The organism is Butyricicoccus porcorum (assembly GCF_002157465.1).
In the GTDB taxonomy this organism is placed as follows: Bacteria; Bacillota; Clostridia; order Oscillospirales; family Butyricicoccaceae; genus Butyricicoccus_A; species Butyricicoccus_A porcorum.
Genome location: NZ_NHOC01000007.1, coordinates 174,735 through 197,960, shown reverse-complemented (window position 1 = coordinate 197,960; position 23,226 = coordinate 174,735). Strand labels below are relative to the sequence as shown.

24 protein-coding genes and 2 pseudogenes are annotated in these 23,226 nt (G+C 47.9%); 3 read left to right on the top strand and 23 right to left on the bottom strand.

Going from position 1 to position 23,226, the window contains the following annotated elements:
* The 8 genes from CBW42_RS09510 to CBW42_RS09475 form a co-directional block, all read right to left on the bottom strand.
* Positions 1 to 795 (bottom strand): ABC transporter permease, encoded by a 795-nt coding sequence (locus CBW42_RS09510; RefSeq protein WP_087020508.1) that lies wholly within the window; start codon positions 793 to 795, stop codon positions 1 to 3.
* Positions 792 to 1,643 carry an ABC transporter permease gene (locus tag CBW42_RS09505; protein ID WP_087020506.1) on the bottom strand — a complete coding sequence of 284 codons (852 nt, stop codon included), beginning with the start codon at positions 1,641 to 1,643 and terminating at the stop codon, positions 792 to 794. Before CBW42_RS09505 ends, CBW42_RS09510 begins: the two co-directional genes overlap by 4 nt.
* Positions 1,644 to 1,658: 15 nt before the next feature.
* Complete coding sequence (locus CBW42_RS09500) at positions 1,659 to 2,771, bottom strand: ABC transporter substrate-binding protein (RefSeq protein ID WP_087020503.1); 1,113 nt, start codon at positions 2,769 to 2,771, stop codon at positions 1,659 to 1,661.
* A gap of 120 nt (positions 2,772 to 2,891) precedes the next feature.
* Complete coding sequence (locus CBW42_RS09495) at positions 2,892 to 3,713, bottom strand: MerR family transcriptional regulator (protein WP_087020501.1); 822 nt, start codon at positions 3,711 to 3,713, stop codon at positions 2,892 to 2,894.
* Between the two features lie 41 nt (positions 3,714 to 3,754).
* Positions 3,755 to 4,747, bottom strand: a complete 993-nt coding sequence (locus tag CBW42_RS09490; RefSeq protein ID WP_087020498.1) for a CehA/McbA family metallohydrolase — start codon at positions 4,745 to 4,747, stop codon at positions 3,755 to 3,757.
* A 212-nt stretch (positions 4,748 to 4,959) separates the two neighbouring features.
* The gene (groL, locus tag CBW42_RS09485) at positions 4,960 to 6,588 is read right to left on the bottom strand and encodes a chaperonin GroEL (RefSeq protein ID WP_087020495.1); all 1,629 of its coding nucleotides are present in this window, start codon (positions 6,586 to 6,588) and stop codon (positions 4,960 to 4,962) included.
* 42 nt (positions 6,589 to 6,630) lie between these two features.
* The gene (locus CBW42_RS09480) at positions 6,631 to 6,915 is read right to left on the bottom strand and encodes a co-chaperone GroES (protein WP_087020492.1); all 285 of its coding nucleotides are present in this window, start codon (positions 6,913 to 6,915) and stop codon (positions 6,631 to 6,633) included.
* 145 nt (positions 6,916 to 7,060) lie between these two features.
* A complete protein-coding gene (locus CBW42_RS09475; protein ID WP_087020559.1) occupies positions 7,061 to 8,287 on the bottom strand; it encodes a THUMP domain-containing class I SAM-dependent RNA methyltransferase in 1,227 nt (408 codons plus the stop codon).
* Between the two features lie 148 nt (positions 8,288 to 8,435).
* On the opposite strand from CBW42_RS09475, the gene CBW42_RS09470 reads away from it, so the two are divergent.
* Both CBW42_RS09470 and CBW42_RS09465 read left to right on the top strand, forming a co-directional pair.
* Entirely contained in the window at positions 8,436 to 8,987 is a 552-nt protein-coding gene (locus CBW42_RS09470; RefSeq protein ID WP_087020489.1) for a DUF4364 family protein, read from the top strand.
* Positions 8,988 to 9,059: 72 nt separating this feature from the next.
* A complete protein-coding gene (locus CBW42_RS09465; protein ID WP_087020486.1) occupies positions 9,060 to 9,914 on the top strand; it encodes a DMT family transporter in 855 nt (284 codons plus the stop codon).
* 87 nt (positions 9,915 to 10,001) lie between these two features.
* Here CBW42_RS09465 and hpf read toward each other — a convergent pair whose 3' ends face one another.
* From hpf to CBW42_RS09390, 15 genes and pseudogenes are all read right to left on the bottom strand, one after another.
* Positions 10,002 to 10,535, bottom strand: a complete 534-nt coding sequence (hpf, locus tag CBW42_RS09460) for a ribosome hibernation-promoting factor, HPF/YfiA family (RefSeq protein ID WP_087020483.1) — start codon at positions 10,533 to 10,535, stop codon at positions 10,002 to 10,004.
* Positions 10,536 to 10,782: 247 nt separating this feature from the next.
* On the bottom strand, positions 10,783 to 11,625 hold the full coding sequence (locus tag CBW42_RS09455; protein ID WP_087020480.1) for a fumarate hydratase: 843 nt from the start codon (positions 11,623 to 11,625) through the stop codon (positions 10,783 to 10,785).
* Positions 11,622 to 12,782 carry an amidohydrolase gene (locus CBW42_RS09450; RefSeq protein WP_087020478.1) on the bottom strand — a complete coding sequence of 387 codons (1,161 nt, stop codon included), beginning with the start codon at positions 12,780 to 12,782 and terminating at the stop codon, positions 11,622 to 11,624. The genes CBW42_RS09455 and CBW42_RS09450 overlap by 4 nt, the downstream gene beginning before the upstream one ends.
* 203 nt (positions 12,783 to 12,985) lie before the next feature.
* The gene (locus CBW42_RS09445) at positions 12,986 to 13,471 is read right to left on the bottom strand and encodes a S1 RNA-binding domain-containing protein (protein ID WP_087020476.1); all 486 of its coding nucleotides are present in this window, start codon (positions 13,469 to 13,471) and stop codon (positions 12,986 to 12,988) included.
* Between the two features lie 30 nt (positions 13,472 to 13,501).
* Positions 13,502 to 13,792 (bottom strand): septum formation initiator family protein, encoded by a 291-nt coding sequence (locus tag CBW42_RS09440; RefSeq protein ID WP_087020473.1) that lies wholly within the window; start codon positions 13,790 to 13,792, stop codon positions 13,502 to 13,504.
* A 108-nt stretch (positions 13,793 to 13,900) separates the two neighbouring features.
* Positions 13,901 to 14,299, bottom strand: coding sequence for a spore cortex biosynthesis protein YabQ (gene yabQ / locus CBW42_RS09435; RefSeq protein ID WP_133058284.1), 399 nt, complete (start codon positions 14,297 to 14,299; stop codon positions 13,901 to 13,903).
* Positions 14,296 to 14,583, bottom strand: coding sequence for a sporulation protein YabP (yabP, locus tag CBW42_RS09430; protein WP_087020468.1), 288 nt, complete (start codon positions 14,581 to 14,583; stop codon positions 14,296 to 14,298). The genes yabQ and yabP overlap by 4 nt, the downstream gene beginning before the upstream one ends.
* Positions 14,584 to 14,655: 72 nt before the next feature.
* Entirely contained in the window at positions 14,656 to 14,898 is a 243-nt protein-coding gene (locus CBW42_RS09425; protein WP_087020465.1) for an RNA-binding S4 domain-containing protein, read from the bottom strand.
* A 57-nt stretch (positions 14,899 to 14,955) separates the two neighbouring features.
* Positions 14,956 to 15,084 (bottom strand): annotated as a pseudogene (locus CBW42_RS15380) (integrase DNA-binding domain-containing protein); the annotation flags it as partial.
* Positions 15,085 to 15,301: 217 nt separating this feature from the next.
* Entirely contained in the window at positions 15,302 to 17,215 is a 1,914-nt protein-coding gene (locus CBW42_RS09415; RefSeq protein WP_087020462.1) for a CotH kinase family protein, read from the bottom strand.
* 17 nt (positions 17,216 to 17,232) lie between these two features.
* Positions 17,233 to 17,903, bottom strand: a pseudogene (locus CBW42_RS09410) (DUF4956 domain-containing protein).
* A gap of 35 nt (positions 17,904 to 17,938) precedes the next feature.
* The gene (locus CBW42_RS09405) at positions 17,939 to 18,613 is read right to left on the bottom strand and encodes a polyphosphate polymerase domain-containing protein (RefSeq protein ID WP_407922962.1); all 675 of its coding nucleotides are present in this window, start codon (positions 18,611 to 18,613) and stop codon (positions 17,939 to 17,941) included.
* Between the two features lie 127 nt (positions 18,614 to 18,740).
* Positions 18,741 to 19,742, bottom strand: a complete 1,002-nt coding sequence (locus tag CBW42_RS09400; protein ID WP_165761120.1) for a sensor histidine kinase — start codon at positions 19,740 to 19,742, stop codon at positions 18,741 to 18,743.
* A gap of 13 nt (positions 19,743 to 19,755) precedes the next feature.
* Entirely contained in the window at positions 19,756 to 20,250 is a 495-nt protein-coding gene (locus CBW42_RS09395; protein WP_242969841.1) for a response regulator transcription factor, read from the bottom strand.
* Between the two features lie 381 nt (positions 20,251 to 20,631).
* Positions 20,632 to 21,417, bottom strand: a complete 786-nt coding sequence (locus CBW42_RS09390; protein WP_087020457.1) for a class I SAM-dependent methyltransferase — start codon at positions 21,415 to 21,417, stop codon at positions 20,632 to 20,634.
* A 405-nt stretch (positions 21,418 to 21,822) separates the two neighbouring features.
* On the opposite strand from CBW42_RS09390, the gene CBW42_RS09385 reads away from it, so the two are divergent.
* Entirely contained in the window at positions 21,823 to 23,073 is a 1,251-nt protein-coding gene (locus CBW42_RS09385; RefSeq protein WP_242969840.1) for a ferritin family protein, read from the top strand.
* Positions 23,074 to 23,226: the final 153 nt, after the last annotated feature.

Genomic DNA, 23,226 nt, shown 5'->3' with positions numbered 1-23,226 from the left:
TTACCTCTCCTTCTTTTTGTCTTTCTGTAGGCCGAATACTGCCAGAGAAATCAGCAGCGTTACGATAAACAGCAATACAATAACGGCGCTTGCCTTTTGTCCGGACTGCTTCATGACAGCATACAGATACATCTGTCCGGTTGGGAAGTAGTTGCCCGCCAGCGTATTGATGATGACAAAATCGCCAAACACAATCGACAATGCCAGCATGGCGGAGACCATAACACCACTTGCAATGTTGGGAAGGATGATGTTCCAAAATGCATAAAACCTTCCAGCCCCCAGCATCTGTGCCGCTTCCAGTAGTCTCGGCGCGTGTACTGCATTCAGATTATTGCGCACACCCTGATAAATATAGGGAAGCACGACGATGCAGTAGGTGCAGACCAGCATGAATACGCGGTTGGAAAATGGCTCCGGCGCATTGACATACAATCCCAGCACACTGATCGGAAGGATAACGCCCTGAATGGCATATGGGATCGTACAAATCACCTTCATGATGCTGTCCAGCTTAGGCAGGTACACCACTACCACATACATGGCAAGCAGGACAACAATGGTACAAATGACAATCGGCACAACGGAGATCAGGACTGTTCTTCCAACGCAGCTCCAAAAATACGAATCCCGGAACAGTTCCAGATAGGCATTCAGTGTAAATCCTTTGGGAAGAATCGTAATCCATTCGGTAAACAGCGAATAGATAAAGGTCAAAAGCAATGGGAACAAAAGATAAATTCCGATAACCCACAGAAGCTCACTGCTTCCTCTTTTCTTTCCGGTTTCTCTCATTCCTGGTGCCCCCTGTCTTTCTGTAGAATCTTCTCATTGATGAAAACGGAAAGGACCATCAGTGCCATCAGTATGACAGCCAGTGCGCCGCCGAGATGCGGATTTTGTACGACATCTCCGACAAACTGTTCCGAAATCCGAATCGGGAGAATCGAAACATTGTTCATCACCAGAGCATACGCAGTCGCATAGGCCGCGATGGCATTGGCAAACATCGCGGAAAAGGTACCCAGGATGCTCGGCATCAGTACCGGAATACCAACCTTCATCCAGAATGTTCTGCTGGTACCTCCCAGCAGCCCGACAGCATCCTTCCATTCCTTTTTGATGGACTCGAATGCCGGGAGCAGCAGAAGTGTGGACAGCGGAATCTGGAAGTAAATATAGGTAAACATCAGGCCTACAACCGAATACAACGGAAATTCTGCCAGAAATTGAATGCCGTATTTCTGTCCGATCAGGGTGAGAATGCCCGTGTTGCCCAGCATGATAATGTAGGCAAATGCCAGCGGAACGCCCGAAAAATTGGAAACCATATTGAGCAGGCTCATGAAAATCTTTTTCGCTCTGCCGCCTTTTTCATAGGCCGCCTTGGATCCAAAGAATGCCACAAACAGGCCGATGACAGATGAGAACACCGCAATAATCAGGCTATTAAAAATAGCTGACCGATATAGTTTTTTGGTAAAAACCTGGACATAATTGGCCAAGGTAAGACCAATCTCTCCGCTCTCTGGTGTAAAGCTTCTTACGATAATGGTTGCAATCGGGATAATCTCAAACAGCCCCACCAGAATCACGAACGGAAGCAATGCCAGCAAATACTTTTTTGTCTGCGTCTTCCTCATAATTCCACTCCCTGTTTATTTGGCGTATGCCATGACTTCTTCATTCCACAGAGAGGGAAGCTCTGCCACGGTTTCTTCCCATGCTTCCTGATCTTCTACCATCTTTACATTGTTATACTGATTATCCGGGATCATTTTTTCCTCCAGCTCGGCCGGCAGATCTATATCGCGCACTGTTTTCGCATACCCCTTTGCCAGATTCAACTGTCCCTCATCACTCAGAATATATTCTCTCGTCAAAGCTGCCGCATACGGACGTTTGGTATACGCGTTGATGATAGTTGTGTAACCACTCTGTACCGAACAGTCGCTCGGAATGCACATCTCAAAATCTGCATCCGGATTGTTTTCCTTGATCTGTTCGCGGTAGCCGATTCCTACGAAATCCCAAATAATTGCAACGCCAATTTCACCCTTTTCAATGCGGCTGAAATTGAATTCTCCCTTATCCAGACGTCCCTGCTCCGCAAGCTGGCGGAAGAAATCCAGACCCGGTTGAATGTTGCTTTCATCTCCGCCCATTGCATAAGCCGCAGCCAGCACAGCATACTGTGCTCTGGTGGACTTTGCAACGTCACCGATGGATACGACATAGTCGCCGTCCAGCAGATCCTGGAATGACGTCGGCGCATCCGGAACCAGCCTCTTGTTGGTCATCAGCGCCATGGTTCCGTAATATGCAACCACCCAGTCGCCATCATCATCTTTTGCCCAATCCGGGATTTCATCCCAATAGCTGGTCTTATATTTGAGAGTCAGGCCCTTTTCTTCTGCAACTGCGCCGTAGGTCTCACCCACATCACCGATATCCTTGGTCGCATTGTTCTTCTCCGCCTCGAACATCGCCAGTTCCTCTGCGGAAGACAGGTCGACATCGGTGTGCTTCAATCCATATGTATCGTAAATTCCGCTCCACGTATCATCCCAGTTTGCCCAGTCATCCGGCATACCTACGGAATTAACTTCTCCTTCTTCTTTCGCCTTGGCTGTAATCTCTTCCAGAGACATGCTGTTCAAATCTACACTTTCTGTTTGTGTGCTGCCTGTACTTCCGCAGCCTGCAAGACATGCGGCAGAAATCGTAGCTGTTAAAACCGCAGCCGTCAATTGAATGAATCTCTTTTTCATTGTTACCTCCTGAAATTAAATGGATCTTTTTTGACTTCTTTTACAGCATACTTCTTTGTGCAGCAAAAACTTCAACTCATGAATCAGTAAAGTTTGTTAAATTCAAGAAAATTCTGACCGCTATTGTACCGGAATTTGAATTTCCAGCACGGTTTCCTCCGCATTGTTGGTCAATGTGACATCGATTTTATATATTTGCAAAATCTTGCCGCAAATTCGATAGTTTTTCTCCTGAATGTACTGCTTGATTTTCTCAAAACAGCGATCATATTTTTCCAGAACTCCATTTTTATAGTACATGCAGACATACTTACCTGACGGAATTTCCCTCAAATAAGTTGTGTCCGCCTTTTCGGGAGAAACCAGCAGCATCGGTACAGCCGGAATAAGCTGATCGTTGGGGACAAGCAATCTCTCGTCAGCTATGACTCCTACCCGGTCACTGGCAAGGATCGGTATTTTTTCTCTGATATAATTCTCCAGCTTGGTGAACGCCATCGCATGCTCTTCCCTGTCGCCCGCTTCCTTTCCAAAGGTAACCATATAACGGATTGGAAATTCCATTTCAAATACGGTTTCCATTTGCGGAAGGTCAGACAAACTTCTCAAAAACGCCAGCTTCCGGAGCAGCGCCTCATTCAACTGCATTTGTTCCTGTAATTTTCGTTCAAATTCCCTCTGATACTCCTCCAGCATCGAAAGAGACTTTTGAAAATTCCGATTGTCAAGGTATTCCTGAATCATATTCAGACTCATACCGGCCTGACGCAGTTCAAGAATGGTTCCGAGGCGTTCATACTGGCGGATCGAATAATACCGTCGTCCGCTCTCCGAGGTATAATCCGGTTTCAGCAGCCCGATTCTGTCGTAATGTCTCAGAGTTTCACTTGTGACGTTTTTTAATTTTGCCAGTTCTGAAATTGAAAGTACATATTTGACCATGTTGCCTTTCCTCTGTATTTTTGGGTGTGCGAAAAAGGGACTCATCTGAGTCCCTTTAAAAAGATTGGATTCGTCCATGCGGTATTTCCGTGTCGGTCGGTGCATTCAACCCGGATGTAATCCTCATTACCGCGCAATGCAAACCTCGCCTCGGTTATGTCATCTTTCCCTGACCGGGATACCACACATCCTCCTGCATTGATGTAATTGCCTGCGATAAAATTTACTCTGTTTACTGAACTGCACTGCACATATGCCACATTGTCCCGAATACCCCAGTCAAAGATTTCCGGGCCAGAAGAAGAATAATAATTTCCGTCCACAATGGCCTGAACAATCGATTCATGGTTCAGCTTCTCCGCTTTGACTACGATATATCCGCCAAAACTGTCCTCCACAATGCCATCATTGTGGTTGTCATCCGAAGCAACGGCAAAAATTTTCTTTCCCTTGCGCAGCATAACATCCCAATGCAGAGAATCAACTCCTGTTGCACTTTCGTTCACCGTGCCGTAATTAAAAATTTCCATTGCCGTACAACCCTCAATATCGATAAATTCATCCTCCCTGACTCTGGACCAGACAGGGTGATTGTAGGTAGTAATGCATCCATGTTTTTTCAGATCATCCTGAAGCTCCTGCGCCACAGCTGCGCCATCCCAGTTGCCGTAAAACAGACGCGGCGGATAATATTCCAGATGATGAAACAGATTGTGTTCTGCGTTCTTTTGCATCTCTTCCGTTCCCAGGATGCCGTGAATATGATGAATCCGCAATCGTTCCGTTTTACTCTCATCCTCATACAACACGGCTGATGCCTCCAGAGCGGGCAAAATAAGAAACGTATCACTGCCCAATTCGTTGCGGTAATCGGAATATAAATCGTGATCGCTGATGGCCAGAAAATGATATCCATGCTCTTTATATAATGCAGCAACTTCGTCAGGTTTCAATAATCCATCTGAATTTGTCGAATGGCAGTGCAAATTGCCTTTGTACCATGTTCCTGTTTCGGTAAAACCGTTGATATTCATAAAATCACCTCTTCCCTATTGTATCTGCCCCAAATGCTGCAATCTACCATACCAGCGTAAAATTTTGGTTAAGTCTTCTTAAAATGTAAAGCTTTGATTTTGACATCAGTTAAAAAATGTGTATAAAAGCAAAAAAATTCCCGCCTTTCGGCGGGAATTCTTAAATCGAGAATCTCTCGTAAATTTGGTGTACCTTGTGTTATGGCACTGACTTAGTACATGCCACCCATGTCCGGAGCAGCCGGAGCAGCAGCCGGAGCCGGCTCCTTGATGTCGGTAACAATGGACTCGGTTGTCAGTACGGTAGCTGCCACAGAAGCCGCATTCTGCAAAGCAGAACGGTTAACCTTCGTCGGATCAACAATACCGGACTCGATCATATCGCAGTAGGTCTCGCTGTAAGCGTCGAAGCCATAGCCAACCTTGCCGGATTCGCGGATCTTCTCCAGAACAACTGCGCCATCGATGCCTGCGTTTGCAGCAATCTGCTTGATCGGAGCCTGAAGTGCCTTTGCAACGATGCTGACACCAGTCTTCTCATCACCTTCGCAGGTATCAGCAACAGCAGCAACTGCGGAAACTGCATTGACATATGCAACGCCGCCGCCGGCAACAATACCCTCTTCAACAGCAGCGCGGGTAGCGTTCAGTGCATCCTCAACACGCAGCTTCTTTTCCTTCATTTCAGTCTCAGTTGCAGCACCAACCTTGATGACAGCGACACCGCCAGCCAGCTTTGCCAGTCTCTCCTGGAGCTTCTCACGGTCGAAATCAGAGGTGGTCATCTCAATTGCATGACGGATGTTTGCAACGCGTGCCGCAATTTCTTCCTGTGCGCCAGCGCCGTCAACAATGACAGTGCCTTCCTTGTTAACCTTGACCTGACGTGCACGACCCAGCATATCCAGCGTAGCGTCCTTCAGCTCGAGGCCGATCTCTTCCGAAATAACCTGGCCGCCGGTCAGAACAGCGATATCCTTCAGCATCTCCTTGCGGCGATCGCCAAAGCCCGGAGCCTTAACTGCAACACAGGTGAAGGTGCCGCGCAGCTTGTTCAGAAGCAGGGTAGACAGTGCTTCGCCTTCCAGATCCTCTGCAATGATGAGCAGCTTCTTGCCGGTCTTGACAATCTGCTCCAGCAGCGGCAGCAGATCCTGAATGTTGGAAATCTTCTTATCGGTAATCAGGATAACAGCATCATCCAGAACTGCCTCCATCTTATCGGTATCCGTTACCATGTACGGCGTGATGTAGCCGCGATCGAACTGCATGCCTTCTACGATTTCAGAATAGGTCTCAGCGGTCTTGGACTCCTCGACGGTAATAACGCCGTCAGCGGAAACCTTCTCCATTGCCTCAGCAATCAGATCGCCGATTGCAACGTCGCTGGAAGAAATCGCTGCAACACGAGCAATATCGCTGGTGCCCTTGATGTTCTCGGAGTTACCCTTGATTGCTTCAACCGCAGTAGCAACGCCCTTGGCGATACCCTTGCGCATAATCATCGGATTTGCGCCTGCTGCAACGTTCTTCATACCCTCAGTGATGATAGCCTGAGCCAGAACGGTAGCAGTCGTAGTGCCGTCGCCTGCCAGATCGTTGGTCTTGGTTGCAACTTCCTTGACCAGCTGTGCGCCCATGTTCTCGAACGGATCATCCAGCTCGATGTCCTTTGCGATGGTAACGCCGTCGTTGGTGATCAGCGGGGTGCCGTACTTCTTGTCGAGAACGACGTTGCGGCCCTTCGGACCGAGAGTTACCTTGACCGTATCAGCCAGCTGGTCTACGCCGCGACCCAGTGCACGGCGAGCTTCCTCGCCGAAAAGAATCTGCTTTGCCATGATATAATAGCCTCCTAAATGATGGGTAATAAATGCTTAAACTTACTCGACAACAGCCAGAATGTCGTTCTGACGGACAACGATCAGTTCCTCGCCGTCAATCTTGACCTCGGTGCCGGAGTACTTGCTGGTGATTACCTTATCGCCAACCTTAACCTGCATAACGACTTCCTTGCCGTCGACAACACCACCCGGGCCAACAGCCAGAACTTCTGCTACCTGCGGCTTTTCCTTTGCAGAGCCGGTGAGAATGATACCGCTCTTGGTGGTTTCTTCTGCTTCGGTCATCTTGATGACAACGCGGTCAGATAAAGGCTTGAGCTTCATAATAAAAATCCTCCTAAGATGATTAAAATAACTTCTTCAGGTTTAGCACTCGATTACCCGGAGTGCTAACGTATATTATATTATATCATTTGCCCCGAATACGCAAGAGTTTTTTTCCGATTTTTCCAATATTTTTGTAAACAATTTATGAATGACCCTCAAACCGCTTGTTTGGGCGATTATTGCGATTTTTCTGAACTTTTTTCATGTTATTCTTTGTGTTGGCAAACGAACGGAACCGCTTTCGCTTTTCAGGCGGCTGATAATACATAAACAGATTACAGCGCAGCATGCCGTTGTACAGTTTTCTTTTTTTATCCGCTTTTACCCCGAAAAACTCCTCAAAATTCTCGTCAGAGCTGATAATATACTGCTTCATTGGCGAACGAGAGGCCGTTGTGCCAAAATTTCGCAGCAGCTTGCGCGCAGAAGCAACGTCCATCATGCGCTCACCGTACGGTGGATTGCAGATCAGTGTGCCCTCGCGTCTGTCCAGGCGCAGTGTGCAGGCATCACGTGTCTCGAAACGCACCGTATGCTCTACGCCCGCCTTTTTCGCATTTTCCGCAGACAGCTCAACGCATGCCGGATCGATATCACTGCCGCAGATGTCATAGCAGCGGTCACGGTAGATGACGTCAAGTGCCTGTTCCCTTCCCTGCCGCCACAGCTCCGGGTCGATACATGCCCATTTTTCCGCGTCAAAGGAACGCGCCAGTCCAGGCGCGCGGTTCATGGCAATCATCGCCGCCTCGATCGGGATCGTACCCGAACCGCAGAATGGGTCGAGGAATTCTCCCCGCCCGCGGTAACGTGAGAGATGCACCATCGCCGCCGCAAGCGTCTCGCGCAGCGGCGCTTCGTTTGCATTCGCGCGGTAACCGCGCTTGTGCAGTCCAGCACCCGAGGTATCCAGATACAGTGTTGCAATATTATCCATGATAGAGAACTGTACCTGGCAGCGCGGGCCAGTCTCCTCAAACCAGCCAATGCCGTAGGATTCCGACAGGCTTTTGACAATCGCTTTTTTTACAATGCTCTGGCAGTCCGGGATGCTGTGCAAATTTGAATTCAGCGAATAACCCTTGACCGGGAACGCACAGTCCTTTTCAATGTAGTCCAGCCACGGGAGCTCGTAAACACCCTCAAACAGCTCTTCAAAGGTACGTGCCGGGAATTCTCCCACTTTAATCAACACGCGCTCCGCGCAGCGCAGCCACAGATTAGCCCATACCAGTGTGCGCGCATCGCCGGAAAAAAATACCCGCCCGTTTTCGACACGGACATCGGTCAGCCCGCCGCCATGGCGCAGCTCATCGCCGACGATTCCCTCCAGTCCGAACAGGGTCGGACAGCAAAATTCATATTCCATATATAAAAATCCTTCCATAATTGCCGCAGAATGCGGCGTGTGTTTCATTGTACTATACTTTCGCCGGTCAGACAAGTAGCTTTGACATGATCTGCCGCGTTTCACTTTGCATTTCCAATTGTTTGTGTTATACTGAATACAATACTGAATGATTCGAGGTGTTCGCATGATCCGTTACGGCTTTATCCGTACCAAAGACGAAATCAAATTTTTGATCCTGACCTGTATGACTTACCTGCCGTTTCCGGTATCCTACGACGCTATCGTAGATATCTGTACCTGGTGTGACGATGGGTTCGGTTATTTCGAGCTGTCTGAGGCATTTTCCGAGCTTCAGGATTCCAAACATGTGCAAAAAACGGAAACCGACGGCGAAGAAGTGTTTTCCATCACACAGAAGGGCCGCGAGACCGCAGATGCTTTCCAGAACCGTCTGCCCTATACTGTGCGCGAGGCAGCTGAACTGTCCGCATTGCGCGTGATCCGCAAAATACGCCGCGATGCACAGGTTTTCGTAACCACGGAGCAGAAGGACGAAAAGGATTTTGTCGTCGAAATGACCATGCAGGACGTCTTTTCCGTCCGCATGAATGTCGTCAGCCTCCAGCAGGCCGCGCTTCTCGAACAGAACTTCAAAAAACATGCCGAAGAGATGTATCAGCAGCTGCTGTCCACACTCACGCATAACTACGAAGAATAACGGCAGAACAAGGCGGATTGCAAACCGCCTTTTTTGCTGCCAAAAAAATGATATAGATTGGAACGGTGAATCATGTCAAAAAAAACAAAAGGTATTTTATTTATCATTCTGTCGGCGTTCTGTTTTGCGCTGATGAATCTGTTTGTGCGGCTGTCCGGTGATCTGCCGTCCATGCAGAAGAGCTTTTTCCGCAATTTCGTTGCATTTATTTTTGCACTTGCGGTCCTGCTGCGGTCAGAGGAAAAGTTCAAATTCAACCACAAAAATCTCCCGCTGCTGATTCTGCGCGCTACATTTGGCACGCTCGGCATTTTATGCAACTATTATGCGGTTGACCATCTGGTGCTGTCGGATGCATCTATGCTCAACAAGCTGTCACCGTTTTTCGCCGTCATTATCTCATATTTCTACCTGAAGGAAAAAGTCACGCCGTTTCAGATCTCGGCGGTTATCATCGCTTTCCTCGGCGCACTGTGCATCATCAAACCGGGCTTTTCCTCGCTTACAACAGGCCCCGCACTGCTCGGCGCGCTGGGCGGACTCGGCGCAGGTGCAGCGTACACGATGGTGCGCAAGCTCAGTCTGAACGGCGAACGCGGGCCGTTTATCGTCTTTTTCTTCTCCGCATTTTCATGTGTCTTCTGTCTGCCCTATCTGCTGTTCGCCTATCACCCGATGACCATGCAGCAGCTCGTGTTCCTGCTGCTCGCCGGTCTGGCCGCAGCGGGCGGACAGTTCGCCATTACAGCAGCCTATGCCAATGCGCCGGCGCGTGAAATCTCCGTCTTCGATTACTCACAGATTGTTTTCGCCGCGCTGCTCGGCTTTGTCTTCCTCGAGCAGATTCCGGATGCGCTCAGCATTATCGGCTATATCATCATCTGCGGCACTTCCATTGCGATGTTTTTCTACAATCAAAAACACTGACACACGCAAAAATCAACCCCGCAGCCGAAGCCGGCTGCGGGGTTGCTCTATACCCAGATTTTATTTCTCACGTATATCGATAAACTGTCAATTGCTTTCAATGAGACCGTAGCCGCCAGCCGCTCTCTTGTAGATTACGGCAGGTGTGTCGTCAGATTCCGCATTCTTGAAGAAGAAGAACTGGTGTCCCAGCAGATTCATCTGAAGAATTGCTTCCTCAACCGTCATTGGGGTGACATCGAAGCGCTTGCGGCGGATGACATCATAGGTATCCTCAACATAGTCTGCCATGCTCGCATCGTTTGCGGCAGCCTTGTCGAATGCGCCTTCACGCAGTTTCTTTTCCAGACGAGTCTTATTTCTGCGGATCTGCTTCTCGATGCTACGGATCATACCATCCACAGAAGCAAACATATCGGTCGTGGTTTCCTCTGCACGGAAAACCATTCCGCTGTGTCTGACGGTTACTTCCGCCGTCTGTCTGCCCTTCAACTCACTGAAAGTAATTGTTGCAGAAGTATCTTTGTGGAAGTAGCGATCCAGCTTGGTTACTTTCTTGATGGCGTAAGCGCGAAGCTCGTCGCTAATCTGCATTTTTCTTTCAACGATGGTGATCTTCATAACATCAGCTCCTTATGGTCAATACGACCCAGTTTCCGATATTCAATTGTGCGGAAATGCGTCCCGGCAACCGCCGGCAGATGTATCGTATAAATCACGAAAAAACTTACGCTTCCTTTTGTTACTTTAAGTATACCACATATTAGAAAACCTGTCCCATGGCAAATTCAGGCAAATTCGACCCTGGGACAGGTTGTATAAAAAACATCTTCGATTATCTCTTGTTTTCGTGAAATTTCTTCAAATATCAAATCGTTCCATCCGCGTGGCGCGTGACATGACAACCGATGTTGACAACGCACGGCAAACCGGCAATATGCGTCGGGAACGGCTCAATGGCCGCCATCAGCGCGGTAACAGTTCCGCCCAGTCCCTGCGGTCCAATGCCGAGCGCATTGACACGCTCGATGATTTCCTTCTCCATCTCCGCATAGAATGGGTTCTCATTGAACTGTCCGGCGGGGCGCATCAGTGCACGCTTTGCGAGATAGGCAGCCTTGTCCGAAGTGCCGCCAAGTCCGACACCGATGACAATCGGCGGGCACGGGTTGGAACCGGCGCGATCACAGGACTCAACGATAAAGTCAATAATATCTTCGCGCGTTGCTGCCGGAGTGAACATCTTCATAGCGCTCATGTTCTCGCTGCCGAAGCCCTTTGGTGCAATGGTGATATGAATCTGATCTCCCTCGACAATACGGGTGTACAGGATTGCCGGGGTGTTGTCATTGGTATTGACGCGGTCAAGCGGATCACGCACGACAGACAGACGAAGATAACCATCAATATAGCCCTGACGCACGCCTTCGTCCACAGCGTCCTCCAGCAGACCGCCGGTAATGTGGACGTCCTGTCCGACCTCGACAAAGACAACCGCCATGCCGCAATCCTGGCAGATCGGAACCTGATTTTTACAGGCGATGTCACAATTCTCGATCATCTTGCCGAAGATGGTCTTGCCGAGCGGGGACTGCTCCGCTTCCTGTCCGTCCAGATACGACTGGCGGATGTCCTCCGGCAGGACATAGTTGGCCTTCATGCACAGCTCGCGAACGAGCGCGGTGATTTCTTTTGCTTCGATGGTTCTCATATCTTACAATCCTCCTGCTTGATTTGGGTTCCGTTGATAAATACAGCAGTTACTTTGGTGCGGTAATCCAGCGGGTCTCCGCTGGTAATCAGGATATCTGCATCTTTCCCGACACAGAGCGAACCGACGCGGTCATCAATCCCGGCAATCTGTGCCGGAATGCATGTAATCGCGCGCAACGCATCCATTGGCTGCATACCTGCCTGAACAGCAGCGACAGCACAGCGCATGAGATGCTTGAGCGGCGTTTCCGGATGATCGGTGCTGATAGACGTCAGAATCCCGGCGCGCGTCAGCAGCGCGGGGGACTGTTCGGTCAGATGCCGCAGCTCCGGTTTGGAGCGGTCGGTCAGGAACGGGCCCGAACAGATCGGCACGCCCTCCTCTGCCAGAATATCCGAAACCAGATGTGCTTCTGTGCCGTGCAGGATGACCGCATGCAGCGAAAACTCCTTTGCAATGCGCAGAGCAGTGAACATATCATCTGCACGGTGTGCGTGAAAATGTGCCTGACAGCTTCCGTCAAGCACAGGAATCAGCGCCTCCATTTTTGCATCATATTCCGGTGCATCGGCAGGATCGTCCGCACGCTTTTTCTGTGCGGCATATTCCTGCGCCTTATGCAGTGTTTCGCGAATGAGTGCTGCGGTCGCCATACGTGTAACCGGTGCCTCATCTTTATCATTATAACACGATTTGGGATTTTCACCCAGTGCAAATTTCATAGCGCAGGGCGCCTGAACAATCATATCATCAATGCGGCATCCGTTGGTCTTAATCGCAGCTGCCTGTCCGGCAATCGGGTTACAGCTGCCGGGAGAAACCACACAGCAGGTCACGCCTGCGGCGCGTGCTTCGGCAAAGCTGCGCTCCATCGGATTGATGCCGTCAATGACACGCAGCTGCGGCGTGATCGGATCGGTATCTTCATTTCCGTCTTCTCCCTCGAAGCCGATAGAATCCTCAAACAGTCCCAGATGGGTGTGCGCATCGACCAGCCCCGGCATAACCCAGCCGCCGTGCGCATCGAAGTATTCTCCGGCAGGAAGATTTTCCATCGACCCAATCGCGGTAATTTTTCCATTTTCAAACGAAATAAAACCGTTTTCGATGATTTCCCCTTCCATGGGAACAATTTTTCCGTTGCAAATAATCATAACAATTCCTTATGCGGTGAAAAAACTAATTGACATTTATTGGAAATCATGGTACGATAACCACGGTGGCAGGATGCTGCCATCCATGCACCGTTCATATCTTTATCCCCACAATCCATTTTACCCTTCGGTTTTCCGAAGGGTGTTTTTTTGTTTGCAGAAAAAATGCCGCCAAAACCATCGGGCGGCATTTCAATTTCAGCTTATTTGCGGCGGCGCGCACCGGTCTTTTTATCGCGGTTATGGCGGATGTCAGCCATACGACTTTCGCTGTCCTGCATAAAGTGCTTGAGCTTATCCTCAAACGAAGCCGGTACATCCTTCGCCTGCTGACGCGGGACATAACCGCCGCCAGAGGAGGAACGCAGGGATTTCTTTCCGCCGTTGGAACGCGGCGCATAGCTTCCGTTTCCCGCAGAGCTGCGGCCTGCCGGGCGACGCTCCGTATTCGCGCGCGGCTGCGCTTTTTTGATGGACAGATTGACGCGGCCGGTGTCATCAATTGCGATGATCTTAACCCTGACCTCCTGACCCTCTGTCAGATGATCGCGGATATTGCTGACATATGACTGATCTACCTCAGAAATATGTACCAGTCCCGTCTTTCCCTCCGGCAGGGAAACGAATGCGCCAAACTTTGTGATTCCGGTTACCTTACCGGAAATGATTTCTCCTACGGCCAACTCCATACCTTTTTGATTTTTCCTCCATGAATGTGGTTACTGCTCCGAACTGTCAATAAAAATGCGCTCGCCAGGGGATGCGTAGCCCAGCACATCACGCGCGATTTTTGCAATTGCTTCGTCTGTGACGCCTTCGTCCAGCGATTCCTTCAGCTCCTTATTTGCAAGTTCCTTATGTTTGATCTCTTTATCCAGTTCCTCGCACTGCTGCTGTAGGTCGTTGATCTGAAGCTGGAGGGAAACAAGCCGGACTCCGGCAAATACAACAACGAGAACCAGCAGAGCTTTGACAAGCGGATGCAGCTTTGACTTCCTGCGGCGTTTCATCGTACTCCTCCTTACATCACGAATAACAATACTACTTTATTTTATACCACCGCAGGCAAAAATGGAAGAACTTTTTTTATTTTTTCGCGATTTCTCTAAAACTGAATGCTATTTCTCTCTATTTTTTCTATGATTGCGCAGTGGCCGCGCAAACCGGGCGCAAACGCCGCGCAGGATCATGCTGCCTGTTTTCACCATTCTTCCGCACTTTCGCAGCAGCCAGCGGAGCAGTCGCCCGGCGGTCGCGCTCCAAAGAATACCGCCCGCAAGCATGGACACCGGCATAAAGCCGCGCAGGCGCATCTGCGATATGCCTGCAACAAGTACAAATAGAATAGCTGCAACGAGAACAGAAAACAACGCATCGAGCAGCAACTCCAGCCAGCGCCGTCCCACAACCAGCCGGATTTCTCTTAAAACATCATATACCGCACCGCAGGCTGCTCCTGAAAGAAGCGCCATAAGGATCGTCCAGAGCTGCTCCGGCAGCGGATTAACCACAGTCACTGAAACAACCGCCGGAGGAATCCACCTCCCGGCGTTCCACTGTCATCGTATTCCAGCAGGTCAACCGTTCCAGTCACACGCAGTTCCCCACTTTCCAGACTGAGCTGGTCAACATGCAGCCCGTTGCCGCGAATGGTCAGCGTGCCCAGTCCAGTAGAGACAATCACCTGATTCTCATCGAAGTTTATCACATCACTTACACCTGAAATCGCCAACTTTTGTCGATCCTGCAACGACAGACCATGCGGCAACGCCCGGCTTTCCCCTTTTGCATCGCGCTCCATGTCATCCCCTCCGTAAAAAAGCAATGCCCGAACGCTTCAGCTTATGCGTTCGGGCAGAACAATATGACGGTATTATTGCAGTTCGCGGTACAGCGCAGATGCATCATTTTTGAGCACATGCTCGGCAATGTTCAATACTTCAACCTTGAGTGTGCGCTGGCCGAAGGAAATTTCAATGATATCTCCAACCTTGACCTGATAGGAAGCCTTTGCCTGCTTGCCGTTGACCAGAATACGGTCATTGTCACACGCTTCATTTGCAATCGTTCGCCGCTTAATCAGGCGGGATACCTTTAAATATTTGTCCAGTCTCATGTTGATTATCGCACATCCTTTGTAAAAGTTCGTAATTTTCAAAAGTCGAATCAATCTTTACTGTTTATAGAAAGAAAATTGTAAACAGGTTTCCTTCGACCATAGATATCTTGTGTATTGGAAAGCATACCTGCCGTCACTCCGTCGACTTTCTCCGTTTCTCCAAGCATGCCCTCTGTGATCTTTCTGTTTCTGGTTCTTTTTTTGGTTAAAAAAACCGTGATATTGTTATTATAACATATCAGGAGCATCCTTCGCAACGAATGCTCTGTAATTTCTCAAACACGATCTATGCGGTCTATAAATGGAAATCATAATAGGTACAGTCCAGATAATTCTTAAAGTTTTTCCACAGGCTGAGGGCGGCAATCTATTTACGGATTGCCGCCCTTTTTTCTCGTTTTCAGACGCGTTTTCGATACAAACCCGCCAGAATAATGCCCGCTGCCAATACCATCACAGAGGGAATCAGCAAACGCCAGTCGATTGGCTCAGACTGTGCCTGGTCCGGTGAAACAGACTGTGTCTCTCTGCGCGTTGTCTCACTTCGCTCCACATTGCTGTTCTCATCTGATGGCACACCCGGCTGCATGGATTCATCCTGCTGCGACGCGGCATCCGATGCCATTGCCGGTTCATCCTGTCCATTCCCCGGCTGTCCGGGCTGCCTTCGGACGTCCGGCTGTGTTCCGTTCTCCGTAGAAGACCCACGTTCATTCGGTACAGTACGTTCTGACACAGCAGATGAATCCTCATTTTCCGTCTTGTCTCCTGCCGGCTGGGCTGTATCACCGCCTTTGCCGTGGTTCATCGTTCCCATATCCGAAATCGTAAGATCGGAGGCATCTATCCTTCCATCCGGATTCTGTGCCCGTCCGTCAGAGGTTGACGCGATGCTGCCGTCAAGCTGTCCTCGGACACTGTCAGCCCGGAGCAGGCAAAATTCTTTCAATGTTTCTATTCCTGTCTCGAATTCTTCATAGGTACAGAATTTGGTGGGATCTTTTTCAACATAAGGAGCAATCATTTCCTGCACACGGTCTATCATGTCAGAAAAGTAACCGCTGTCAAAATAATCCGCGATCCATTCCGCAAAATATTGATGATACTGTTCTGTATATGTTTCATTGGAAAAAATCCATGCCAGCATAGGTCTGGATTCAATTGTCCCGCCAGACACCGGAGAATCAATGGGATAGTTGACAAGTTCTGTGGCGTCAGAAGATGACATAAAGCCGCCAAAGGCCAGATTATAATCCCATGGGATCATGGACAGCTGTCCATCCTCTTCATAAAGGTAATAATTGTGAATCATAGAGCCGGTATAACTGTCAAAATTACATACAAAATTATGCACGACAAAATACCGAATCACTTCATCTGTATCGACGGTCTCTTCGATATTGGTATTTTCATTCAACTGCCGGATGGCTGCGATGAGCCGATCCTTATCCGCATCGGTAATCTCCGTCTTTGCATTGTCAAAAACATTCTGATAGCTGGTATATTCATCATCAGAATAGATCAATGAAACATCGCTGCTTCCCATACCTCCACCATTTTGTTGTTTATCTGGCATCTTTCTGTCATTCTGAGAATCGGTATTGCCACTGTCAACCGATTCATCTGGCTGTTCTGCACTGTCATCCGAGTCATCCATATGGAAATCACCGCCATTGCCACGGCCACCTCCCATGCTCTGACTGTCAGGTTTATACAGCTCACCGGAATCCGAACCATAATTGCGTTGTAAAAACGAATCCTCCACGCCTTCTACTGCCAGATATAAGCCCCAATCTTCGCCATTTACTGTAATATAAACAAAGCTGCAAAGCGGAGCATCCACCTGAAACGATCCCCTCATCTGATAGGTAAGATAATCCTTCATGTAAGTATTATCCTGAATCAGATTGTTCAGACTCAGTTTATCCAAGCCATGATAGGTGGCGGAATTGTCATAATGGTCGAACTCAATCTTAAAACTATAACGATTATTTCCATAGCTTTCTACCTGCGTCAGCGAGGTATTGCCTTTGGCTCGAATGGCTACATTTTTGTAGGCTTCATTGTCGATCACCACGGAACAGAGCGCATACGTTTCATCGGTGCATGTTTCAAGGAACCCATCCCAATCATCCATCACAATGTCTATGGTATGGACAGAGGACGTATCAAACAGAAGATCTTCATACCCCATATGACTGTCCGTCTGCATGATGCCAAGGCTTTCCGCATGCGTCATCAGCAAAACCGTCAGCAGAAGGATGCACGCAAGAACGGCACAGCAAATGCGGTCTATATATTTGTGCGTTGACATATGGTTGTCTCCTTATTCTATCCCATATATTCGCCGTTATAGCTGACCAGCACAGCACTGTTTACACCATGTAGCTCGGAAAGGGTATTGATGAAATCGGTATTGTCCTCCTTCATACGGATTTCCAAAGTAAGCTCAATCGAGCCCTTTTGCGCAGTTTTGCTTTTTACAACACATTTCTTTACCTGCTCTTTCAGAAAATCCACAGCCGCCAGCTCACTGTCATGGTTTTCACAGCGGAGCACAACAATATAAGGATTTAAATGCGTCTTCTTGTTGGCAAAAACCAGAAGTACAATGCCTATAATCACGCTGCCGAATACAGCGAGCGGAATCATACCGGAAGCCAGAACAATGCCTGCCGCAATGGCCCAGAACAGAAACGCAATGTCCAGCGGTTCCTTGATTGCGGTGCGAAACCGTACAATGGAAAGGGCGCCAACCATGCCCAAAGAAAGTACGACATTAGAAGTTACCGCAAGGATAACAAACGTCGAAATCATGGTTATCGCCACAAGCGTTACACCAAAACTGGATGAGTACATAACTCCGGCAAAGGTTTTTTGTATATCAGAAAGATAAACAAGCCGATACCGAAAGACAATACCATGGCAAGCACCATATCAAAAACAGAGATGCTTGTGATGTTCTCTAAAAAATCTGATTTGAAAATATCATTAAATGTCATATGAATGGATCTCCTTTACAAAACACGGAGCCGGATTATCCATAAATCCGGCAAGCTGCATATTTGGAAAATGCCGACGTATGTGTGCCCGGAATCTGTACAATATCCCGGATTACCGCGGGCAAAAAGGTTTCCCACTTGACCTCCAGAATGATCGGTGCATCCCCGGCGGGCACCATAACACACTGTGGATTCAAAAAATCCGTGCACCGCATCCCTGTCCGGATATGATAATCCAGTGTCACCCGTACATTTCCTGCCGCATACACAAACGGCTCTCTCGTATAATCCACAATGGTTTTGGGGCGAAGTCCTTGAATCTTTTGCTTTAAATACAGCTCCTGAAGCAAGGTTTTTTTCGTGTCCGCAGCGACAGTCCAATCTCCGCTTGCGATGCCTTGCACTTCCTCCAACGTCAATTTTTCCTTTTCTTTGCCGCAAAGTCCGTTCATTTTGCTTTTCTTTTCCAGCAAAATCAGCGAAATGTCCGCATTATAATATTGGATACGGAATTTTTCCCGACTGTTCACGCCATCTATCTTTTCCCGTAACGCTTTGTCCTGCAGATTGTCAAAATACATACTGCGGATTTCATACCGGCCATGCACGGCATGTGCATCCGGCTGCATAACCGCCGTCAATCTCGGGCGTAAAGCAAACAGATCCGCGCAGCTGATCTCATGTTTCCATTCATGCCGAAAGTCCATCATCGCCGTCCTCCTTTTCAAAAATGTTATGAAAACATTTTACCCCGATAACCTTAGTCCAAGCTTAGAAAAAGACAGGACTCCACGAAGATTTCGTGAAGTCCTTGTGAATATTCAGAGAATCATGCGTTTACACACAAATGGTAAAACAAATCACATCCGGTTCCATATAAGATGCACGAATGTCCCCGTGATTTGCCTGAACGATAGCTTTTTCCACCGAAAGCCCAATCCCATACCCGCCGCTTTTCTGTGTACGTGCTTCATCCGAGCGAAAAAATCTGTCAAACAACTTATCCGGCGATACAGCAGGCAGTCTCTTGCAGGTATTCTGCACCGTGAATTGCAGATGTTTTTCTTTCTGCATCAGCTCAATCTGAATCCGGCCGCCTTCGTTGGTATATTTTACAGCGTTATCCAGCAAAATGGAGCACAACTGTTCTATCTGACTCTGATCCGCATGGATTTGGACATCCGACGGAATATGCGTATGTACATCAATCTGTTTGGATTCCATCAATGGCATAAAACTCCGTACAGATTCCATGAGCAGATCGCTAAAGCAAAAGTCAATTGCATGCACATGCTCCACTCCTTCATCCATCCGGGAAAGCAGCAGCAAATGCTGCATCAAATCGGAAAGGCGTTCTGTCTGTTCTTTGATGTTCCGACTCCATTTGTTTTCTCCCTGATATAATTCCATTGCCTCTGTATTGGATTGAATAATTGCGAGAGGAGTCTTGATTTCATGTCCCGCATTGGTAACAAACTGTTTTTGTTTTTCCATATTTTCCGCAATCGGACGGATCGCCTGTTTGGAAAGCAGAAATACCGACAATAGCATCAGGCACCAGCAAACTATTCCTACGCTTCCTGAAAGCAGCAAAACCCGCAGATATGACAACATTTCATCTGAAGTATCTAAAAATACCACCACAGTTCCTTCTGCAGTATTCATTTGTGTGATCTGATACCGGTACTGCCCAATCCTTCCGGATTTCGTTGCATTGTCCTCTGCCTGTCCTGCCAACACAACGGCTTCCTCTTGGGTGACCGTTGAGGTGCGGCTGACATCCACATAAATCACCTCTCCCGATTCATTCAGACGAACGACAAAAAAATTGGAGGACATCCATATATCCTCCTCATTTTTTCGATTGCCAAAGGGCAGTGGATCCTGAGAGCGTTCCATTCCCGGCAGATCTGCAGGGGTGTCGGGGCGTTGGTTTTGCCTGGTCTCCCGGTCTGAAATCTCTGCACAGCAGTTCCTCTGTAGAAAGATACATGCCTTCGTTCAACATCAGCAGCTCCATCAGCTGGTATTCCAGCTTTGGCAGCACGACAGTCTGATTCCCACAGGACAGCGCATAACTCTGCTGGTTGAGAGAAATATTGCCGCATCTTAAAATATCAGGTGTAAATTCGTTTCGGCGGCGAAGCATGGCACGAACACGGGCCAGCAGCAGCTTCATAGAAAAGGGTTTGGGCAAATAATCATCCGCGCCCATATCCAGACCCATAATCTGATCTTCAATCTGCGATTTTGCTGTCAGGAGCAAAATCGGCGTACTGCATCCACCTGCCCGCAGACGCTTCAGCACTTCCAGTCCATCTATTTTTGGCATCATGATATCCAGCATATTGCTGCGTCTGGGCAAACGCAAGTGCTTCTTCTCCGTCGTAAACAGCATCTACAATGTAATTGTGATAGGTCAAAATGTCTACGACTGCTTCAGACATGCCGCGTTCGTCCTCAGCGTATAACAGTCTCATGTGTTTCTTTTTCCTTCCGGGTATTGATGTTATACTTTTTCATTTTATCATTGCAGTGCATCAGAGGCAGCCATCTTTCCCATCACACAGGTTGTTTACCTTACCTCTTTTTTGTTTTGTGATATCAAAATGAACCAGATTCAGACATGTTACAACTGTCTCCTTGCTCGTGCGTACAAACAAATAATTTTCACGTTCATTGGCATAACCAGCATAATTTTCCAATCCATTTGTGTATATACGTATGATTACGGCAATACAAGACAGTCATATCGAATCGCCTTTCCCTTAAGTGAATAGCTGGGTTTGCGACCCGCCAAGTACGGTCCTTTGAGCGGCCTTTTGATAACCACTTTGCGAGGATGTGCCGCAACAGCTGCATTAACTAACTCAATCTCATCCGCACACGGCCGTTCCAGCTTTTGAAGGAGCTGGAACTTCTTTTTTATCAGTGCACTTTTCTGCCGTTCCGGGAACATAGGGTCAAGCAAAATCACATCTGGCGCAGTTGCCAGCTGCGGCAGTGCAGCCAAACTATCCTCTTCCAAAAGCTGCATTCGTCCGACAATCTCTGCCAACTCCGGCAATTCCGCTGCCCGTCGCAGGGCATCCCGCAGCAGTGCCGCGATCACCGGATCATATTCGTAGAGCTGTACAGAAAATCCAGCTGCTGCCAGCAAAAGCGCATCTTCTCCCAGTCCGGCGGTGGCATCAACTGCTTTCAGTGTATAATCCGCGTTTTTTATTTTCGCCGCACGCACAAGAAGTTCACGTTGCAGATTAGCAGGTCTGAGCCGCGGCAGCATATGGGTGAAATCACCGCGCAGCACCAGTTCTCCGCTTACCAACGAAAGGCCGTCGGCATCCAACCGAAGCATCAAATCCGCGTGTTCCGCATTGGACTTGTCCCATGTGATTTCTACGCTCAATCGCTGTGCTAACCATTCAGCCTCTTCGATGTCCGCGCCACTATCGGCAAAAACAATCAGATTTTCCGAGTGTTTTTGCGTATCGTTGTCCCTCGTATTCGTCATCGATCTATCTCCTCCATCTCCCCTTATTCATACCATTAAAACAAATATTATAATATTATAACATGAAATGAAAATACTGGCTAGCAGTGCTCAATTCTATGTGGCACGTATGGTATCTCTGCCCTTCGTGCTGGTCCGATTTTCCAATTCATCATAGGTGAAAAAATAAAGCGGCAAAAATAGATACCATATACCCTATCGATCGTAATATCTGTCAACAGAATGCATTATTTATTTGCATTGCTGTAGTGTTGCGTCAAAGATTATGGTATGATAATAGTGATAGTGAAACGACAGAAGTTGATAATCCAATATGCCCCTGCTATCAGAACAACTATTCCAACTTCCGGCAACAGGATTTCATATACGTAATGATTTATGATAGAAAGATGAGGTATGCATATTATGAAAATTCAGAAAGTAGAGCAACCAGTTATACGTCTCCCGTGGGTAAATTCCATGGGAGTCATTGGTGATCCCGGTTGTGAAGGACTGGGCACATACAATATGAAGGTGTATGCGGGGACACTGGAAAAGAGTGCCGAAGACGACATTACATTGATTGCAGGTGATCTGGTTCCGGCAGGAAATGCACATTATTACGAAGAAATCAGTGCATTAACCGAAGTAATTGCACATAACGATATCTATGTACTGCGCGGAAATCATGATACCGGAGCTTATACCGATTATTTCGGAAGAAAAAACTATGCATTACTTGCAAAAGAGTTTTCTGTGGTCGTTCTGGACAATGCCATGCGAACCTTTGAATCAGATGGACTGGAACTTCTGAAGCAAGTACTTCAAATGGAAGAGGTTCATCAGGTCATTATTGCCTTTCATATTCCAATCCCAAATCATTTTATTCGAAATTCTGTATCTGAAGAAGAATTCGAACGGCTAAAAGAGGCCTACACACCATGGAAGAACAAGGTAAAATATTTCCTGTGTGGCCACGTGCATTCCAGATTTGAAGATCGTATAGATGGGATTCCCCTGATCTGTACAGGTGGCGGAGGTGCCCTCATAGAAGATGTGTCGGAGGATATTCGGGCATGTGACGTAGAGCATCATATGGTTCACTTTTTCATGGAAAAAAATGAGCTTGCATACCGATTTGATGAGCTCTCCGAAAACGCTTATGACACAGAACGAAAAGTGCCTATTTTGAGAGAAAATCTCGAAAAGACAGTAGCGTCCGAACTGATGGCACATCTGAAATATCTGATGTTTGCGGATCGCGCAAAAAGACGTGGAATGGATCGAATTGCCAATCTTTTCGAAGCATTGGCAGCATCAGAATATCATCATGCCAGAAATTTTTATTCAGTCATTCAAAATAAAATGCCATTCGGAGAGTCGGTGGAAGCATTTATTCCCGGCGAAGAGTTTGAATATCAACATTTTTACAAAATGATGGAAGAGTATGCGCTCCAAAAAGACGCACCACTGACAAAACAAGCGTTTTCGGGAGCTGCTGCTGCCGAAAAAGTTCATACCGAACTGCTAAAGGAAGCAGCAGCAATCGACAACTTTGATAAAGAAACAGTTTATGTATGTCCGATTTGCGGTTATGTGATGACCGGAGATCCGGTTCCAGATCGCTGTCCAGTATGCGGAGGTCCAAAACGGCAATTTGAGGTATTTCAAAGCTGACCTGCTGAACGATATCAGGAATTTATGTTCATTTGCCTGAATCCAAACGAAATTCCGTTTTCCCATATGTATTCTGTGTCATGCCAAAGGAGGCTGCTCCATTTCAAGAGCAGCCTCCTACTGTTTATATTACATTATATTTGTTGGATTGCA

Excerpts from the sequence above, each read along its gene's own strand:
- CBW42_RS09470 (WP_087020489.1), top strand. The coding sequence starts at position 8,436 with ATGATTCGAGGTGTTCGCATGATCCGTTACGGCTTTATCCGTACCAAA.
- CBW42_RS09440 (WP_087020473.1), bottom strand. The coding sequence starts at position 13,792 with ATGAAACGCCGCAGGAAGTCAAAGCTGCATCCGCTTGTCAAAGCTCTG.
- CBW42_RS09495 (WP_087020501.1), bottom strand. The coding sequence starts at position 3,713 with ATGGTCAAATATGTACTTTCAATTTCAGAACTGGCAAAATTAAAAAAC.
- CBW42_RS09505 (WP_087020506.1), bottom strand. The coding sequence starts at position 1,643 with ATGAGGAAGACGCAGACAAAAAAGTATTTGCTGGCATTGCTTCCGTTC.
- yabP (WP_087020468.1), bottom strand. The coding sequence starts at position 14,583 with ATGGAGCGCGATGCAAAAGGGGAAAGCCGGGCGTTGCCGCATGGTCTG.
- CBW42_RS09475 (WP_087020559.1), bottom strand. The coding sequence starts at position 8,287 with ATGGAATATGAATTTTGCTGTCCGACCCTGTTCGGACTGGAGGGAATC.
- CBW42_RS09400 (WP_165761120.1), bottom strand. The coding sequence starts at position 19,742 with ATGTCCTCCAATTTTTTTGTCGTTCGTCTGAATGAATCGGGAGAGGTG.
- CBW42_RS09385 (WP_242969840.1), top strand. The coding sequence starts at position 21,823 with ATGAAAATTCAGAAAGTAGAGCAACCAGTTATACGTCTCCCGTGGGTA.
- CBW42_RS09510 (WP_087020508.1), bottom strand. The coding sequence starts at position 795 with ATGAGAGAAACCGGAAAGAAAAGAGGAAGCAGTGAGCTTCTGTGGGTT.
- CBW42_RS09465 (WP_087020486.1), top strand. The coding sequence starts at position 9,060 with ATGTCAAAAAAAACAAAAGGTATTTTATTTATCATTCTGTCGGCGTTC.
- CBW42_RS09490 (WP_087020498.1), bottom strand. The coding sequence starts at position 4,747 with ATGAATATCAACGGTTTTACCGAAACAGGAACATGGTACAAAGGCAAT.
- CBW42_RS09390 (WP_087020457.1), bottom strand. The coding sequence starts at position 21,417 with ATGACGAATACGAGGGACAACGATACGCAAAAACACTCGGAAAATCTG.
- CBW42_RS09480 (WP_087020492.1), bottom strand. The coding sequence starts at position 6,915 with ATGAAGCTCAAGCCTTTATCTGACCGCGTTGTCATCAAGATGACCGAA.
- hpf (WP_087020483.1), bottom strand. The coding sequence starts at position 10,535 with ATGAAGATCACCATCGTTGAAAGAAAAATGCAGATTAGCGACGAGCTT.
- CBW42_RS09445 (WP_087020476.1), bottom strand. The coding sequence starts at position 13,471 with ATGGAGTTGGCCGTAGGAGAAATCATTTCCGGTAAGGTAACCGGAATC.
- CBW42_RS09395 (WP_242969841.1), bottom strand. The coding sequence starts at position 20,250 with ATGCTGGATATCATGATGCCAAAAATAGATGGACTGGAAGTGCTGAAG.
- groL (WP_087020495.1), bottom strand. The coding sequence starts at position 6,588 with ATGGCAAAGCAGATTCTTTTCGGCGAGGAAGCTCGCCGTGCACTGGGT.
- CBW42_RS09500 (WP_087020503.1), bottom strand. The coding sequence starts at position 2,771 with ATGAAAAAGAGATTCATTCAATTGACGGCTGCGGTTTTAACAGCTACG.
- CBW42_RS09415 (WP_087020462.1), bottom strand. The coding sequence starts at position 17,215 with ATGTCAACGCACAAATATATAGACCGCATTTGCTGTGCCGTTCTTGCG.
- CBW42_RS09450 (WP_087020478.1), bottom strand. The coding sequence starts at position 12,782 with ATGATTATTTGCAACGGAAAAATTGTTCCCATGGAAGGGGAAATCATC.
- CBW42_RS09455 (WP_087020480.1), bottom strand. The coding sequence starts at position 11,625 with ATGAGAACCATCGAAGCAAAAGAAATCACCGCGCTCGTTCGCGAGCTG.
- CBW42_RS09425 (WP_087020465.1), bottom strand. The coding sequence starts at position 14,898 with ATGAGACTGGACAAATATTTAAAGGTATCCCGCCTGATTAAGCGGCGA.
- CBW42_RS09405 (WP_407922962.1), bottom strand. The coding sequence starts at position 18,613 with ATGATGGACTTTCGGCATGAATGGAAACATGAGATCAGCTGCGCGGAT.